Annotated in this window: 14 protein-coding genes, 1 tRNA gene and 1 riboswitch; of the genes, 2 read left to right on the plus strand and 13 right to left on the minus strand. The window is 41.3% G+C overall.

What is annotated here, in order from left to right; translation table 11 throughout:
- The 6 genes from thiE to AC2IOM_RS02320 form a co-directional block, all read right to left on the minus strand.
- Nucleotides 1-1,515: a thiamine phosphate synthase gene (gene thiE, locus AC2IOM_RS02295; protein ID WP_486358992.1), complete on the minus strand. Its 1,515-nt coding sequence runs from the start codon at nt 1,513-1,515 to the stop codon at nt 1-3.
- A gap of 36 nt (nt 1,516-1,551) precedes the next feature.
- The gene (locus AC2IOM_RS02300; protein WP_486358993.1) at nt 1,552-2,337 is read right to left on the minus strand and encodes a thiazole synthase; all 786 of its coding nucleotides are present in this window, start codon (nt 2,335-2,337) and stop codon (nt 1,552-1,554) included.
- A complete protein-coding gene (gene thiS, locus AC2IOM_RS02305) occupies nt 2,337-2,534 on the minus strand; it encodes a sulfur carrier protein ThiS (RefSeq protein ID WP_395390391.1) in 198 nt (65 codons plus the stop codon). Before thiS ends, AC2IOM_RS02300 begins: the two co-directional genes overlap by 1 nt.
- A gap of 9 nt (nt 2,535-2,543) precedes the next feature.
- Complete coding sequence (locus AC2IOM_RS02310; protein WP_486358994.1) at nt 2,544-3,545, minus strand: FAD-dependent oxidoreductase; 1,002 nt, start codon at nt 3,543-3,545, stop codon at nt 2,544-2,546.
- A gap of 75 nt (nt 3,546-3,620) precedes the next feature.
- The gene (thiC, locus tag AC2IOM_RS02315) at nt 3,621-5,579 is read right to left on the minus strand and encodes a phosphomethylpyrimidine synthase ThiC (protein ID WP_486358995.1); all 1,959 of its coding nucleotides are present in this window, start codon (nt 5,577-5,579) and stop codon (nt 3,621-3,623) included.
- A 143-nt stretch (nt 5,580-5,722) separates the two neighbouring features.
- Nucleotides 5,723-5,839: riboswitch (TPP riboswitch) on the minus strand.
- A 91-nt stretch (nt 5,840-5,930) separates the two neighbouring features.
- A tRNA-Arg gene (locus AC2IOM_RS02320) sits at nt 5,931-6,005 on the minus strand.
- Nucleotides 6,006-6,177: 172 nt separating this feature from the next.
- Between AC2IOM_RS02320 and AC2IOM_RS02325 the strand changes: the two genes are divergently transcribed.
- On the plus strand, nt 6,178-6,360 hold the full coding sequence (locus AC2IOM_RS02325; protein ID WP_010561097.1) for a helix-turn-helix domain-containing protein: 183 nt from the start codon (nt 6,178-6,180) through the stop codon (nt 6,358-6,360).
- Here the strand turns inward: AC2IOM_RS02325 and AC2IOM_RS02330 are convergent.
- From AC2IOM_RS02330 to AC2IOM_RS02345, 4 genes are all read right to left on the minus strand, one after another.
- Nucleotides 6,357-7,139 carry a phosphotransferase gene (locus tag AC2IOM_RS02330; RefSeq protein ID WP_486358996.1) on the minus strand — a complete coding sequence of 261 codons (783 nt, stop codon included), beginning with the start codon at nt 7,137-7,139 and terminating at the stop codon, nt 6,357-6,359. The two genes, AC2IOM_RS02325 and AC2IOM_RS02330, sit on opposite strands and share 4 nt — an antisense overlap.
- Nucleotides 7,132-7,746 carry a nicotinamide riboside transporter PnuC gene (gene pnuC, locus AC2IOM_RS02335; protein WP_486358997.1) on the minus strand — a complete coding sequence of 205 codons (615 nt, stop codon included), beginning with the start codon at nt 7,744-7,746 and terminating at the stop codon, nt 7,132-7,134. The genes AC2IOM_RS02330 and pnuC overlap by 8 nt, the downstream gene beginning before the upstream one ends.
- Entirely contained in the window at nt 7,747-8,007 is a 261-nt protein-coding gene (locus tag AC2IOM_RS02340) for a YkoF family thiamine/hydroxymethylpyrimidine-binding protein (protein WP_100912601.1), read from the minus strand.
- Nucleotides 8,008-8,156: 149 nt separating this feature from the next.
- Nucleotides 8,157-10,292 carry a TonB-dependent receptor gene (locus AC2IOM_RS02345; protein ID WP_486358998.1) on the minus strand — a complete coding sequence of 712 codons (2,136 nt, stop codon included), beginning with the start codon at nt 10,290-10,292 and terminating at the stop codon, nt 8,157-8,159.
- Between the two features lie 129 nt (nt 10,293-10,421).
- Between AC2IOM_RS02345 and AC2IOM_RS02350 the strand changes: the two genes are divergently transcribed.
- Nucleotides 10,422-10,826, plus strand: a complete 405-nt coding sequence (locus AC2IOM_RS02350; protein WP_054979048.1) for an acyl-CoA thioesterase — start codon at nt 10,422-10,424, stop codon at nt 10,824-10,826.
- Between the two features lie 38 nt (nt 10,827-10,864).
- On the opposite strand, the gene galE is transcribed toward AC2IOM_RS02350, so the two are convergent.
- From galE to wecB, 3 genes are all read right to left on the minus strand, one after another.
- Nucleotides 10,865-11,884, minus strand: a complete 1,020-nt coding sequence (gene galE / locus AC2IOM_RS02355) for a UDP-glucose 4-epimerase GalE (RefSeq protein WP_486358999.1) — start codon at nt 11,882-11,884, stop codon at nt 10,865-10,867.
- A gap of 18 nt (nt 11,885-11,902) precedes the next feature.
- Nucleotides 11,903-12,859, minus strand: coding sequence for a DHH family phosphoesterase (locus AC2IOM_RS02360; RefSeq protein WP_486359000.1), 957 nt, complete (start codon nt 12,857-12,859; stop codon nt 11,903-11,905).
- Between the two features lie 162 nt (nt 12,860-13,021).
- A complete protein-coding gene (wecB, locus tag AC2IOM_RS02365) occupies nt 13,022-14,134 on the minus strand; it encodes a non-hydrolyzing UDP-N-acetylglucosamine 2-epimerase (RefSeq protein ID WP_486359001.1) in 1,113 nt (370 codons plus the stop codon).
- Between the last annotated feature and the right edge of the window lie 2 nt (nt 14,135-14,136).

The following is a 14,136-nucleotide window of genomic DNA, read 5'->3' on the forward strand; positions in this document are numbered from 1 at the left end:
TTACTTCAATACACTCTGAAGCTCAACAATGGCCGCTTCCGGGTCAGCTGCTTCTGTAATTGCGCGCACAACAGCAATACTGCCAACGCCAGTTTTTGCAACCTCTTCAGCGCGGGCTAAGTCTATGCCACCAATAGCCACTACAGGGTAATCATGCATTAGTGGTACAAAGTGTTTTAACTTTTCAAGCCCTTGAATTTGCCCGGTCATATCTTTAGTTGTGGTTGGATAAATTGCACCAAAGGCTAAATAGCTTGGGCGATAATTATGCGCGCGCAGCATCTCATAAAAACCATGGGTAGATACGCCTAAGCGAATGCCTGCTTGCTTAATTTCAGCCAAATTAGCGACCGAAATATCTTCTTGGCCAAGGTGAATACCGTAAGCGCCATGTTTTATCGCTAATTGCCAGTAGTCATTAATAAATAAACGCGCGTCGTATTTTTTACCAAGGGTAATCGCGGTTGCAATTTTCTCTTCAAGATCAGCATCGCTGCTATCTTTGACACGAAGCTGAATGGTTTTAATGCCCGCTTTTAAGCAGCGCTCAATCCAATCAACGGAATCAACCACAGGATAAATGCCTAAATTACGCGTTTCTATTTTTGCAAAATCACGGGCGCTAACTTGTTCTGAACCCATTTCTAGATCTAGTTCCTGACCTAGCCACGAATCCGCTTCAATTACTTCTGGGTAATCATTGATATCGTGGGGGAAACCACAATGAGCCACTGGGCCGATACCTTGACCAAAGCGTGTTGCATGTTTTAACCCTTGATTAATATAGGCTTTAGCAAGAATAAAGGCATCTTTCAGCGGATAGTCTTTCGCGAGATTGGCTGCAACACTGGACGCAAAAGAACACCCTGTACCATGACTGTGCGGTGTGTTAATTGCTTTATTGCCTAGCCAATACTCTTCACCTTGATGAGCACCATAATCGATGCAATAGCCTTTTGGATAATCCCAATGTCCGCCTTTTATCAGCACACTTGGTACACCTAATTCATTGAACGCTTTCGCTGCATCTTGCACTGCGCTTGGGCCAATTAAATACACCCCGGTAAGAACTTGGGTTTCTTGAGTATTTGGGGTGATCACATCTACGTGTGGCAACAAGTGGGTTTTAATTACCGGTAGAATATCTTCTTCGGTTAAGCTATCACCGCTTGAAGCTACCGCGACTGGGTCGTAAACAACAATTGGCGGCGTTTGCCATGTGGTTTTGTAGCGTTTAAGCGTATTAGCAATAAACTCAACCTGTTGTTCATTAGCAAGCATACCAATTTTAATCACTTTAGGTTGTACATCTTGCTCAAGGGCATCGAGCTGGGATTCAATCACCTTGATTGCAACGCCATTAATCTCTTCAACACCCATGCTATTTTGCGCAGTAAGTGCCGTAATTACACTACATGCATGCACACCAAAACTTTGCGCTGCTTTTATATCAGCTTGAATACCCGCGCCGCCACCAGCGTCAGAGCCAGCAATAGTCCAAATTAAATTACCCATTAGATCCCAATTTTAAACTGATTTATGTTGTGCGATTTACTGCTGATGCCAAAAGGGCATGCCCATTGTCGGGGTTGACGGTTTAGCCACCTCTTTTTCTGGCATTGCTTTGGCCTCATAAGCAACTCTGCCTGCTTCTACCGCAAGTGAAAAAGCCTTTGCCATAGCAATTGGGTCGCCCGCTTGCGCTACCGCACTATTTAATAGTACCGCATCATACCCCATTTCCATTGCCGTTGCTGCGTGTGAAGGTAAGCCAAGACCTGCATCCACAAGCAATGTGGTATTAGGTAAACGCTCACGAATGGTTTTTAACGCATACGGATTTAACAACCCTTTACCAGTACCAATTGGCGCGCCCCATGGCATTAGCACTTCACAACCTAAATCGACTAATTTTTGGCAAATAACTAAGTCGTCGGTGCAATAAGGTAATACTTCAAAACCGTCATCAATTAGTTGTTTTGTTGCTTCCAATAAACCAATCGGGTCGGGCTGTAAGTTGTACTCATCGCCAATAAGTTCAAGTTTTATCCAATTAGTTTGAAACACTTCGCGACACATTTTGGCAAGCGTTACGGCTTCTTGCACACTATGGCACCCTGCGGTATTGGGTAATACTTTAAGGCCGGTATCTTTAATTAATTGCCAAAAGTCATTACCAGCTTCAAGAGTACCTTGCCTGCGCAACGATACCGTCACCACCTCTGCACCCGATGCCTTAATTGACTGCTGCATTACTGCAGGAGATGGGTACAAGGCTGAGCCAATAAATAAACGGCTCGACAGCGTTTGACCATAAATAGTTAACGGCTTATCCATTAGCCCCCCTGTATTGGCGAAAGAATTTCAATCTGATCGCCATCAGCCAAAGTGATGCCTTCGCATTGTTCACGCGGCACAAAGCTTTGATTTACCGCCACCGCGTAAGGTTCACTCGCACCAAGCTGCGATAGCAAAGCAAGCAAGGTCGTATTGCTTTCAACTTCGCGCTTTTCACCATTAATTATTAAATTCATTTTGCACTCTTAGTTCATCTGCTCAAGCGCCATTTCAACCACTTTTGGCGCCAGTAAATAACCATGTCTATACAAGCCATTAATCACAATACGCTTGCCTTGCTTTTCAACCAGTGGACGGTTATCCGGCAAGCTTGGCCTTAGCCCTGCTTGCATTTCCAGTATTTCGGCCTCAGCAAAGCCACTGTGCACTGTGTATGCAGCTGACAACAACTCCATTGCTGAGCGCAGCGTCATTGGCTTTGTTGATTGCGATTCAATTTCTGTCGCGCCAATCACAAACTCATGATTCGGCTTTGGCACAATATAGATTGGATAGCGCGGGTGCATTAAGCGCACAGGGCGATTAAGCGTCACTTCTGGCGCATATAAGCGCACCACTTCACCGCGCACACCGCGAAGGTTATTAAGGACAGGTTTAGCGCCTAAGCCTCGGCAATCCAAAATCACATCAAAGTGATTTTCGTTAATATTGCCTGAAAACGACTCAAAGAAAGTGACCTTGTCTTTTACTTGTTGGTAACTTGCCGCATAAAACGCACGATTATCAAGCTGCCCCTCACACGGTAAATAAATACCTTGGTGAAAACACCCGGCAAGTGCGGGTTCCAACTCGGCAAGCTGCGCACTATTGAGCTGCTTAGCACTTTGCTCTGCCAGCGGCTTTAAGCGATTGCCAAACGACTCTAAATCGCCTTTATCTTGCTGATGTGCAACCACTAAGCTGCCGTGTTGTTGAAAAAACACCGGCTCATCTAACAACTCAAGGACCGACTGCCACAGCGGTATCGCCTGCAAGCCAAGCTCGGCTAAATCAGCTTCACATAATACCGATTCAGCCAACGGCGCAAGCATGGCTGCGGCAACAAAACCTGCACTTTGCTCACCGCTCACTTTACCTGACTCAAATACCGATACCTGATGCTGCTGATAAAGCTGTAATGCCGCTAAGCGCCCCGTTAAACCGTACCCTAAAATCGCTATTTTTTTTCGCTGTGAAGTTGCTGTCATAATACGCCCAAGCAGTTAAATAGGTGTCAGAATTCAGCACGTTTAGTTACTGAATTCTGACTACTTATTGCTGATTTACACTTTCTGATAAATCTCAGAACCAGCCGATTTGAACTCTTCTGATTTCGCTTTCATTTCTGCTTCAACGTCAATCATTTTGATTTCAATTGCATTCGCATCAGAAATATCTACACCCTGACTTTCTAAGTCTTTCGCGTAATCACGCACTTCTTGGGTGATTTTCATCGAACAGAATTTAGGACCACACATTGAACAAAAATGTGCAACTTTACCTGACTCTTGCGGAAGGGTTTCATCGTGATACTCAAGCGCACGTTCAGGGTCTAATCCAAGGTTAAACTGATCGTGCCAACGGAACTCAAAACGTGCTTTAGAAAGTGCGTTATCGCGAATTTGCGCACCTGGGTGACCTTTTGCCAAATCCGCTGCATGCGCTGCAATTTTATAAGTAATAAGGCCTTCTTTAACATCATCTTTATTCGGTAAACCTAAATGCTCTTTTGGCGTTACATAACAAAGCATTGCTGTGCCGTACCAAGCAATTTGCGCTGCCCCAATGCCTGATGTGAAGTGATCATAACCCGGTGCAATATCGGTTGTTAGTGGACCTAAGGTATAAAATGGAGCTTCATGACAATGTTTAAGCTGCTCGTCCATATTGGCTTTGATCATGTGCATTGGCACGTGACCTGGGCCTTCGATGAATACCTGCACATCGTGTTTCCAAGCAATTTGAGTTAGCTCACCTAATGTACGTAACTCTGAAAATTGCGCCTCGTCGTTTGCATCAGCCACAGAGCCTGGGCGCAGGCCATCACCGAGTGAGAAGCACACATCGTATTGCTTTAAAATTTCACAGATTTCTTCAAAGTGAGTGTATAAGAAGTTTTCTTTATGGTGCGCTAAACACCATTTCGCCATAATTGAACCACCACGTGACACAATACCTGTGACACGTTTAGCCGTCATTGGTACGTAACGAAGCAGCACTCCCGCGTGAATAGTAAAGTAATCCACCCCTTGCTCAGCTTGTTCAATTAGCGTATCGCGGAAGATTTCCCAAGTTAGGTCTTCTGCTACACCGTTTACTTTTTCAAGCGCTTGGTAAATTGGTACGGTACCAATTGGTACTGGCGAGTTACGCACAATCCATTCACGTGTTTCGTGAATATAACGGCCTGTCGATAAATCCATTACCGTATCTGCGCCCCAGCGTGTTGACCATACAAGCTTTTCAACTTCTTCTTCAATTGAGCTTGATACTGACGAGTTACCAATGTTTGAATTTACTTTAACCAAGAAATTACGGCCAATAATCATCGGCTCAGATTCAGGGTGGTTAATATTATTTGGTAATACCGCACGGCCGCGTGCAATTTCATCACGGACAAATTCTGGCGTAATAAAATCTGGCAGTTCTGCACCAAACGATTCGCCTTTGTGTTGCTGTGCTAAAATTTCTTCACGAATTTTTTCACGGCCCATATTTTCGCGAATCGCAACGTATTCCATTTCTGGTGTGATAATGCCCTGACGCGCATAATGCATTTGCGTGACGTTTTTACCCGCTTTAGCACAGCGCACTTTTGGTAGGTTTTCAAAACGTAAGTGGTCTAACCCTTCATCAGCCATACGCTGCTGAGTGTATTGTGAGGTTACCGACTCTAGCTCTTCGGTATCATCACGACCTTCAATCCACGCTTGGCGGAACTTTGGTAAACCAACTTCAACATTAAGCTCGGCATTCGGATCGGTATAAGGGCCCGATGTGTCGTAAACGCGCACTGGCTCATTCTTTTCAAAAATTGGGTTTTCTTCTGTACCACCAGCGAAAGTATCGCTTAGCGTGATTTCGCGCATACCAACGCGTACGCCCGGGTTTTCACCTTCCACATAAATTTTCTGTGAATTAGGAAATGGCTGGGTTTTAAGGTTGTATATATAATCAGATGCCGCTTGTCGCGCTTCGCGACGGCTCATTTGATTTGCTGGCTTAATATTACTTTGTGACATGACGCACCTTTAAATAATTAAATCGAGTGACGGTCTTGCCAAAGTTCGTGATGATTGAAGCGCACACAGCGCCTAGGAGGCAGTTCTTAATATAATTAAGACAACAGTGAAAAGGTTTTTTGCCAAATGGCAAACAAACGCTTGCCACCAAGCTGCTTGTTTCCTACGTAGATGCTAATCTATTCAGGTTCACGGATCCCGCTAATGCGATCTCAGCCTTAGTTTTACTTAAAAAGTAAAAGGCACTCCGACAAGTAACGATTGAATTCTATGTGTTTATACTAAGCGACGCAATAAAAGATTACGCTGATAAGACCAATGGAGAAGTAATTGACGCAGCCAAATAAGAATTGGCGCTCTCGCTAGGGATCGAACCTAGAACTCGGCCTCCGGAGGGCCACGTGATATCCATTTCACCACGAGAGCACGGCGACAATAATAATGGCTAAACTACCTAATTACCAGCAAATGAAACCTCACTTGGCTAATATATCAACAAGATAGTTACAATTAAGTTGTAATTTACTCGCATTTTTTAATAAAAAACGCTTTAATTAAAAGATTCACTTGAAGCATGCCTAAGTATTAGGAGAACAAAATGGCATTAATGACTACAGAACAAGTTGCAGAATTTCTTGGCGTAAAAGAAGAACGCGTCCGTCGTTTAGAGCGTGAAAGCTTGTTAATTGCGGCTGAAAAAGACGATGCTGGCAACGCAAAATTCAACGAAGATGACGTTAAACGCTATAAAGAATTAGCAGAACGTATTGGTGGTATTTAATCGTTTATAAACGGTTTTAGCGCTTGAGCATGGCTTGTAAAGCCATGCTTTAAATACCACAAATAACAAATTAAATTGTAAAGCTGCTGATATAAATCTAGCTTTTCTAATTGCTGTGACGACACGCTTGGTAGCTTAAAATAGCAGGCTAACAAATATTTTTTGTCACTGAGGTTAAGTGCTAGTGAGCTACAAAGCGCCGCCAAATCAAAGTAAACATCATTAAGTCCCACATACTCAAAATCGATTAACCAACTCGTTTTATTTGAAAATATTAGATTTTCTCGCACTAAGTCGTTATGACACACGCCAAGTTCATATGGGTAATTTTTTAACTTCGCAAGTAATTGATTAATTGTTGTTTGATAGTTTTTATATTCTGCTAGCTCAGTGTAACTACTAAAAAGTGTACTTAGATTTATCTCTTCATAATCGTAATCACTATTCAAATTATGTAAAACAACTAACTTTGCTACTAACGATTGAAGGTGGAGCGGTTTATTAAACTCTACGCTTTCAATAAATTGATAAGCAATCAGCTTATGTTTTTCACTAGTCGCTATAACGTTTGGCACAACATCATTTTTTGCTAAATGCTGCTCAACTAAAGTCACTTTAAAGTTATTTTCACGATCAAAATGCTTTAATAGCAGAGTTTTTCCACACTGGGTTTCAACCCGAAAACAGGTGTTATTAACGCCTTGAGTAAGATAAAGCGCTTTTTTAGCTACAAACTCTAACTCAAGTTTAACTAGATAGTCTTGGCATTGATTAAGCAAAAGCCTGCTCTCTTTGCAGCTGAAAATGCTGGCGCCATTGCAAATAGCCCCAAATCACCATACCGGTATAAATCGCAAATAGTACAACTGTTGGGTAATACCCTTTTTGTAGATACAGATAAATAGATGCCGCATCAATCACTAGCCAGTAAAGCCAGTTTTCAAGTACCTTTTTGGCAACTAAGTAAGTAGTCATTACCGCGAAACAGGTAGTAAAGGAGTCTAGGTAAGCAAAATCTGCATGCGTGTAGTTATCCATCACATAACCCAAGGCTAGTGCAATTAAACTGGTTACTGTGATAATGATAAGGTGGGTATTAAACTGCCAACTTGAGATGGGTAATTCTTTTTTTTCTTTACCATTTTTCCAACAATAGAAACCATAAACCGCCATTGCCAAATAATAAAAATTCAGCAATGACTCCATTAATAAAGCACCGTTCCAAAATAGCAGAGTGTAAATAAAGGTACTTACAAAGGCACAGGGCCAAGCCCACAAGCTTTCTTTCATCACAAACACTAAGTAAGCAAGGCCAAGCGCTACCGCGATATATTCCCAATAGCTCATTGCTGTAAAACCGCTTAAGGCTTGTGATAAAAATTCCATTTACACCTCTTTATTAGGTGATAAATCACCACCAATAAATTTACACACAAAAATTGCCTTACCAAATTCTTGGTGAGAACGTTTAATTTCACTCGTTACTGCGTTCATTACCTCATCGTAGTCACCAAACACCTGCGTAGACATGGTGTTAGTAATCACTTCTAGGTTTGCGTTCGCGTTTAAACGGTCAATAAACCCTTTGATAAATGGAATATAATCTTGGTGCAACGGGTATTTACTAATTTCTACAGATAATTTCATAGCTTTTGGTTTCAGGTTTCAGGTTTCAGGTTTCAGGTTTCAGGTTTCAGGTTTCAGGTTTCAGGTTTCAGGTTTCAGGTTTCAGGTTTCAGGTTTCAGAAGAGCTTAACGGCCGCATCTGAAACCCAAACACATTACTTATAATTGAATTAATACTGATAGGTAAAACTTACACCTGCCATACGCGGCTCAGCAAATTGCACATAAGTATGGATTTCATCGTAATTGTACGGATCATTACCAAATTCAAAACCGCGCGTGGCATAGTCTTGATTAAACATATTGCGCACCCATGCACTGACTTCCCATGAGTCTCGGGCGTAACCAACTTTAGCATTCACCAAGTTTACACTGTCGGCTTTTGCGTCATGGCTATCTGAGAAATAGTAATCGTCTTTACCTTCAATGCCTAAATTAACATACAGGTTTTCAGTGGCATCGAAACGTGCCGAGAACGCGTAGTTGTAACGCGGAGCCTGCGCTTGTTCGCGACCGTCTTTGCTTTCGCCATCAGCATTCGCAAAATCATCCATGCGGGTACGTAAGTAACCAACAGCGCCATTTAAACTAATACGCTCGCTAAGTTGGTAACGACCATCAATTTCCAAACCATAATTGCGACCACTACCCGCATTACCTAAATAGCTTACGAATATGGGGGTTGAATTTTCCGTCGCTTTATACCCTTTGTAAGCTTTAACCTGCATATTATCGCGGTACATGTAAAATGCGGCCAATCTAAGTACTAAGCGCTGATCTTTAGACATTCCCTTAACGCCAAATTCACCACTCCATAAATACTCGGGGTCAAAATATTTAATGGTTTCAAAGAAACTTTGATCTACGCCTTCATCTCGAGCTTTTGCAAGTGCTTCACCATTGAAACCACCCACTTTGTAACCACTTGTGAGGCTGGTATAGATCATCGCTTGCTGGTTTACTTGGTGCTCAAGTGCAAGTTTTCCGCCTACCATTGAATCATCACCTGATTCTGAAAAGCCATTGTTATCAAAGTAATCATCTTGGTAATTTTCGGCACGCACGCCCGTAATCAAAACCGTACGATCATCAATGCGTGTTTCCAATTGACCAAATACAGCAATATTATCTATTTGATAATTTGACTCAAAGTCTTGTACTTGCCATGTATAGGCGCGTGTTAAATCAACGTCTTTGCTTTGATAATACACCCCAGCAATCCAGCTGCCATCTTTACTTTGCAGGTTTAACTCAGCGGAGCGGTGTTGACGATCTCGTAAATAGGCATCGGTTGAACTGTAGCCGTCTGGGTGAAGACCTGCACGGCATACCTCGGGCTTTTTAACATCTTTACACACCCAGTCTTCATCAAAACTATAGAGGGTGTCTGCATTTAATGCCGTTACATTAAAGTTGATATCAAAACTATCAAAACCTGAAAAATTATTACGCCAGCTAACACCGTAACTTTCTTGATTATCTTGCCCTGGCTGATCAGCTACTGATTTACGTGAGTTATCGAGGGTAAAGGCATCATAACCATTTTCAATATCGATATAATGTAAATTCAATTCACTGACAAACACATCGCTGAAATCTGTTTTTGCTTTAAAACGTGCAACCAGTTCATCTTGATCTTGGGTAGACTCATTTAAGTAAATGTTATCAACATAACCATCTGAGCTATTTTGGTACACGCTAGCACGCATACCAACAACATCATCAATACCGCCACCAGCAGCAATACCGAGGTTATAGGAGTTGTAATTTCCTGCACCGAGCTGCAACTTGGCGCGCGCATCTGTCGTAGCTTCGCTTGTATCAATGTGGATCATGCCTGCCAGAGCATCTGCACCAAAGCGTGTTCCCTGAGGGCCACGGTAAATCTCAGCTTGCTGTGTATCAAACAACAACGCCGCACCGCCTAAACCAGAATAATTAATACCATCAATTAATAACCCTACTGATGGATTAATCGGGTCAACAAATTGCGAACGTAAACCGATACCACGAATTTGAATAAAACGTCCGCGCGATGCGCCAGACGTATAATTAACGTTAGCAGCCGTATTTAGCATTTCATCCAAATGCACGGCATTACGCATTGCAATATCTTGCTCACCAAGTACATGCACACTTGCGCTTAACGTTTGAATACTTTCTTTTTTAAAGTCACCAGTAACAGTAATAACTTCAATATTGTCTGATTCTTGATTAGCAACACTGGTTGCTGAAATTGACGCGAGAATAGCTGCAGAAACGAGTTTTAAGCTGGTTTTCACTTTGGCATCCCATCTTTGATACATAGTAATTGCCGCATAGTTTATAAGAAGTTAATTGTGTAAGCGAGAAAAGTTCGTATTTGAGAGCATAAGTCATACCTCTTTAATCAAAGATTTAGGTAAACTGCTAAAAAAGATTTTGAGTACCAATTTATGACCTTTCGAATAGAACTAAAAGTAAGAGATTACGAATGTGATTTACAAGGCATTGTAAATAACGGTGTGTATTTTAATTACCTAGAACATGCACGCCACGAGTTTTTATATGCAAACAATGTCGATTTTGCCAAACTAGCAGCCGATAAAATTAACTTGGTGGTAATACGCAGTGAAATTGATTTTAAAACTTCATTGCAACCGGGCGACGAGTTTTATGTTGAAGTGAGCCCAGAACGCATTTCAAAACTAAAATTTGGTTTTCGTCAACGTGTAGTGAGAAAAAAAGATAACAAAGTAGCCGTAGAGGCACTTGTTATTGGCACATCAGTAAATGAAAAGGGCAGGCCATTTTTACCAAATGAGATCAATGACTTGTTCCCTTTAAGTGGTAGCAAGTAATCGTCATTAAAAAAGGATGCATAAGCATCCTTTTTTAATTAGTTGTCAGCGTAGCCATTGGGATTTTGACTTTGCCAACGCCATGCATCGACCATCATATCGTCTAGTCCGCGCTCTGCTACCCAACCTAATTCTTTTTTAGCTTTTTCAGGGTTTGCATAACTCATCGCGATATCTCCCGAACGACGTGACTTTATTTCAAACTTAACGGTTCTTTTTGATGCTTGTTCAAACGCTTTAATCATCTCAAGTACAGAGAAACCATTACCAGTGCCTAGGTTATACACTAACGCCCCATTAGCTGACTCTAACTTGCTAAGCGCTTTCAGATGGCCAAGTGCAAGGTCAACCACATGAATATAGTCACGTACACCTGTACCATCGGGCGTATTGTAGTCATCACCGAAGACGCCTAAACAAGCTAATTTACCGATAGCGACTTGTGAAATGTAAGGCAACAAATTGTTTGGAATATCGTTAGGATCTTCACCAATCAGGCCTGATTTATGCGCACCTACTGGGTTGAAATAACGTAAAATTGCAAAACGCCATTTTTCATTTGATGCGGCTAAATCTTGTAAAATACGTTCAACCATGTATTTAGATGTTCCGTAAGGGTTACTTGTTCCCCCTACCGGAGCGGTTTCAACGACAGGTAGTGATTCTGGCGTACCATAAACATTTGCAGACGAGCTAAAGACTAATTTGTTAACACCTGCTCTATCCATTGCTGCGAGCAGATTGAGCGTGCCTTGAACGTTATTCTCATAATACTTATGCGGCATGGTAATAGACTCATTCACAGACTTTAGCCCTGCAAAATGAACAACACTATCAATACTATGCTTAGTAAAAATTGAATCTAACAGGTCAGAATCTAAAATATCACCTTGATAAAATGTTACTGACTTATCTGTGATGTGCTGAACACGCTTTAACGCTTCTTCGGATGAATTTGATAAGTTATCAATTACCACAACATCAAAATTCGTTTGCAAAAACTCAACTACAGTATGCGAACCAATATACCCCGCCCCACCAGTAACCAGTACCGTCATTTGTTAAATCCTTAAACGTTATGAGTAATAATCGCCAAATACTTGATAAAATCGTGTGAGTTCACTTTCACTTAGTTGGTTTATTCCAGCTGCTGCTGCTCGCCCACCACCGGTCGCAAATTGAGTGACTACTTTATCTGCACCTTGTTTATTATTTAATGGCGCCCTAATACTCACAGTATAGCCCGACTCTTTATGGTGAGTGAGTACCGCATGCGCTTTATTTGGTGATTGATTTGCGAGCTCATTACCTAAAACACCGCTAACACGCCTCGCCCATGGTGCATCTTCCAATAAAATAACTTTGACCGCATCACTTTCATACATCACTTGAGCAGCTTGCGCCTTTGCCATGTCGGCTTCATATAACGATTCTAATTGGTAAAAAATCGAGTCTTTCTGCTCTATAACTTGCAAAGGTGATGGATAATCAAGCAATAGTTCAAACAACGCTTCTGGGTGAAAATGTAAATCCTCAATCGAACTACCATAACCGTTATAGTTAATATAAATCCCTAACGCTTTTAGCTTGTCTTTTTGCTCTTGTGTTAATCCGAGTTTATCGGCCTCTGCATCTGCGGTGGCAATCATATTATCACCGTACGCTGCAGTAATAGCCCAAAGATGAAATTGCTTTTCGAGTAAATTACTGACAATTAAGCTAGTACAGGTATTTGCATCCAAATCAATATGGGCTTTTAGTTTATCATTTTGCGGAATATCACCTGCGCGATGATGATCGACATAAAAGACATTTGCACCAACATCTAAGCACTTATTAAGCGCTTCCATGTTTTTTTCCATTGAGATATCAAGTACACGAATTTTATCATCTGGCTTAACATCTACCTGTTTAAGCAATTGAATATCGCGTTTTACACCGGTGATTTTTTTACTTTCAAAAGGGTTTGCAAGCTGCAATTGAAGAAGAGCGATAATGCCATCGGCATCACCGTTAAATACGTCGTAGTTCAAAGATGAATCTCGAATAAATCATTAATTATTACGATCATTTATCAATTTTTGTGAGAAAGCAAATAACGATTTATTTGAACATATAAACGAAAAAAGTTCAGATTGAATAATTAATGCAAAAAGAAGATTGTAACGTAATTGAACTACTAGCTTCTTTAATCATTAACTTAATAGTGCATCAATAATACGTGCACAGCCTTTTCCATCGCCATAAGGGTTATGGGCAAAGCTCATTTTGTTATATGCCTCTTTAGAATCTATCAATTCTGAAACTGAATTCACGATTAGTTCTACATCTGTGCCAACAAGCTTAACTGTACCTGCTTCAATCGCTTCAGGGCGTTCAGTGGTTTCACGCATTACTAAAACTGGTTTGCCTAGTGATGGCGCTTCTTCTTGAATACCACCTGAGTCAGTTAAAATAATATGCGCATTATCCATAAGATAAACAAAAGGCAAATATTCTTGCGGCTCAATTAACATAACGTTTGTATGTTCAGCTAACAAGCGGTTTACCGGTTCTTGTACATTCGGATTTAAATGCACTGGATATACAAAATTGTGTTCAGGATATTTATCAGCAAGTGTTGCTATCGCTTGACAAATACGTTCAAAACCGCCGCCAAAACTTTCACGGCGATGACCCGTGATCAACACATAAGGTTTAGAGCTAAAAGCTGAGAATTTGGCATCAAACTCGGCTTTGATATTCTCATCAGTAAGCACGTCATTTTTAATTTGTAATAGTGCATCAATTACCGTGTTACCTGTAACCACTATATTTTCAGGTTTAACATGTTCGCGCAGTAAGTTATTTGCAGCCCCCTCAGTTGGTGCAAAATGCTTTTCTGTAATAACCCCTGTAATTGTGCGGTTTGCTTCTTCTGGCCAAGGGCTATACAAATTACCTGTACGCAAACCAGCTTCCACATGACCAATTTTTATCTGTTGATAAAATGCAGCAAGTGATGCAGCCATAGTGGTTGTAGTATCGCCTTGTACTAGGATCCAGTCTGGCTTATATTCAGCCAAAACGGGCTTTAAGCCTTTTAAAATACTACACGTAATATCAGTTAAATCTTGACCAGTTCGCATAACGTTTAGGTCATAATCGGGAGTGATATTGAAAAGAGCCAGCACTTGATCAAGCATTTCTCGATGCTGTGCGGTAACGCAAACTTTGCTTTCAATTTCCGACTCATTTCTCAGAGCCTTTACTAATGGCGCCATTTTTATTGCTTCAGGGCGCGTACCAAACACAGTTAATACTTTCATAG

Source organism: Pseudoalteromonas sp. NS-SX12 (assembly GCF_057367955.1).

Excerpts from the sequence above, each read along its gene's own strand:
- thiE (WP_486358992.1), bottom strand. The coding sequence starts at position 1,515 with ATGGGTAATTTAATTTGGACTATTGCTGGCTCTGACGCTGGTGGCGGC.
- AC2IOM_RS02300 (WP_486358993.1), bottom strand. The coding sequence starts at position 2,337 with ATGGATAAGCCGTTAACTATTTATGGTCAAACGCTGTCGAGCCGTTTA.
- thiS (WP_395390391.1), bottom strand. The coding sequence starts at position 2,534 with ATGAATTTAATAATTAATGGTGAAAAGCGCGAAGTTGAAAGCAATACG.
- AC2IOM_RS02310 (WP_486358994.1), bottom strand. The coding sequence starts at position 3,545 with ATGACAGCAACTTCACAGCGAAAAAAAATAGCGATTTTAGGGTACGGT.
- thiC (WP_486358995.1), bottom strand. The coding sequence starts at position 5,579 with ATGTCACAAAGTAATATTAAGCCAGCAAATCAAATGAGCCGTCGCGAA.
- AC2IOM_RS02325 (WP_010561097.1), top strand. The coding sequence starts at position 6,178 with ATGGCATTAATGACTACAGAACAAGTTGCAGAATTTCTTGGCGTAAAA.
- pnuC (WP_486358997.1), bottom strand. The coding sequence starts at position 7,746 with ATGGAATTTTTATCACAAGCCTTAAGCGGTTTTACAGCAATGAGCTAT.
- AC2IOM_RS02340 (WP_100912601.1), bottom strand. The coding sequence starts at position 8,007 with ATGAAATTATCTGTAGAAATTAGTAAATACCCGTTGCACCAAGATTAT.
- AC2IOM_RS02345 (WP_486358998.1), bottom strand. The coding sequence starts at position 10,292 with ATGTATCAAAGATGGGATGCCAAAGTGAAAACCAGCTTAAAACTCGTT.
- AC2IOM_RS02350 (WP_054979048.1), top strand. The coding sequence starts at position 10,422 with ATGACCTTTCGAATAGAACTAAAAGTAAGAGATTACGAATGTGATTTA.
- galE (WP_486358999.1), bottom strand. The coding sequence starts at position 11,884 with ATGACGGTACTGGTTACTGGTGGGGCGGGGTATATTGGTTCGCATACT.
- wecB (WP_486359001.1), bottom strand. The coding sequence starts at position 14,134 with ATGAAAGTATTAACTGTGTTTGGTACGCGCCCTGAAGCAATAAAAATG.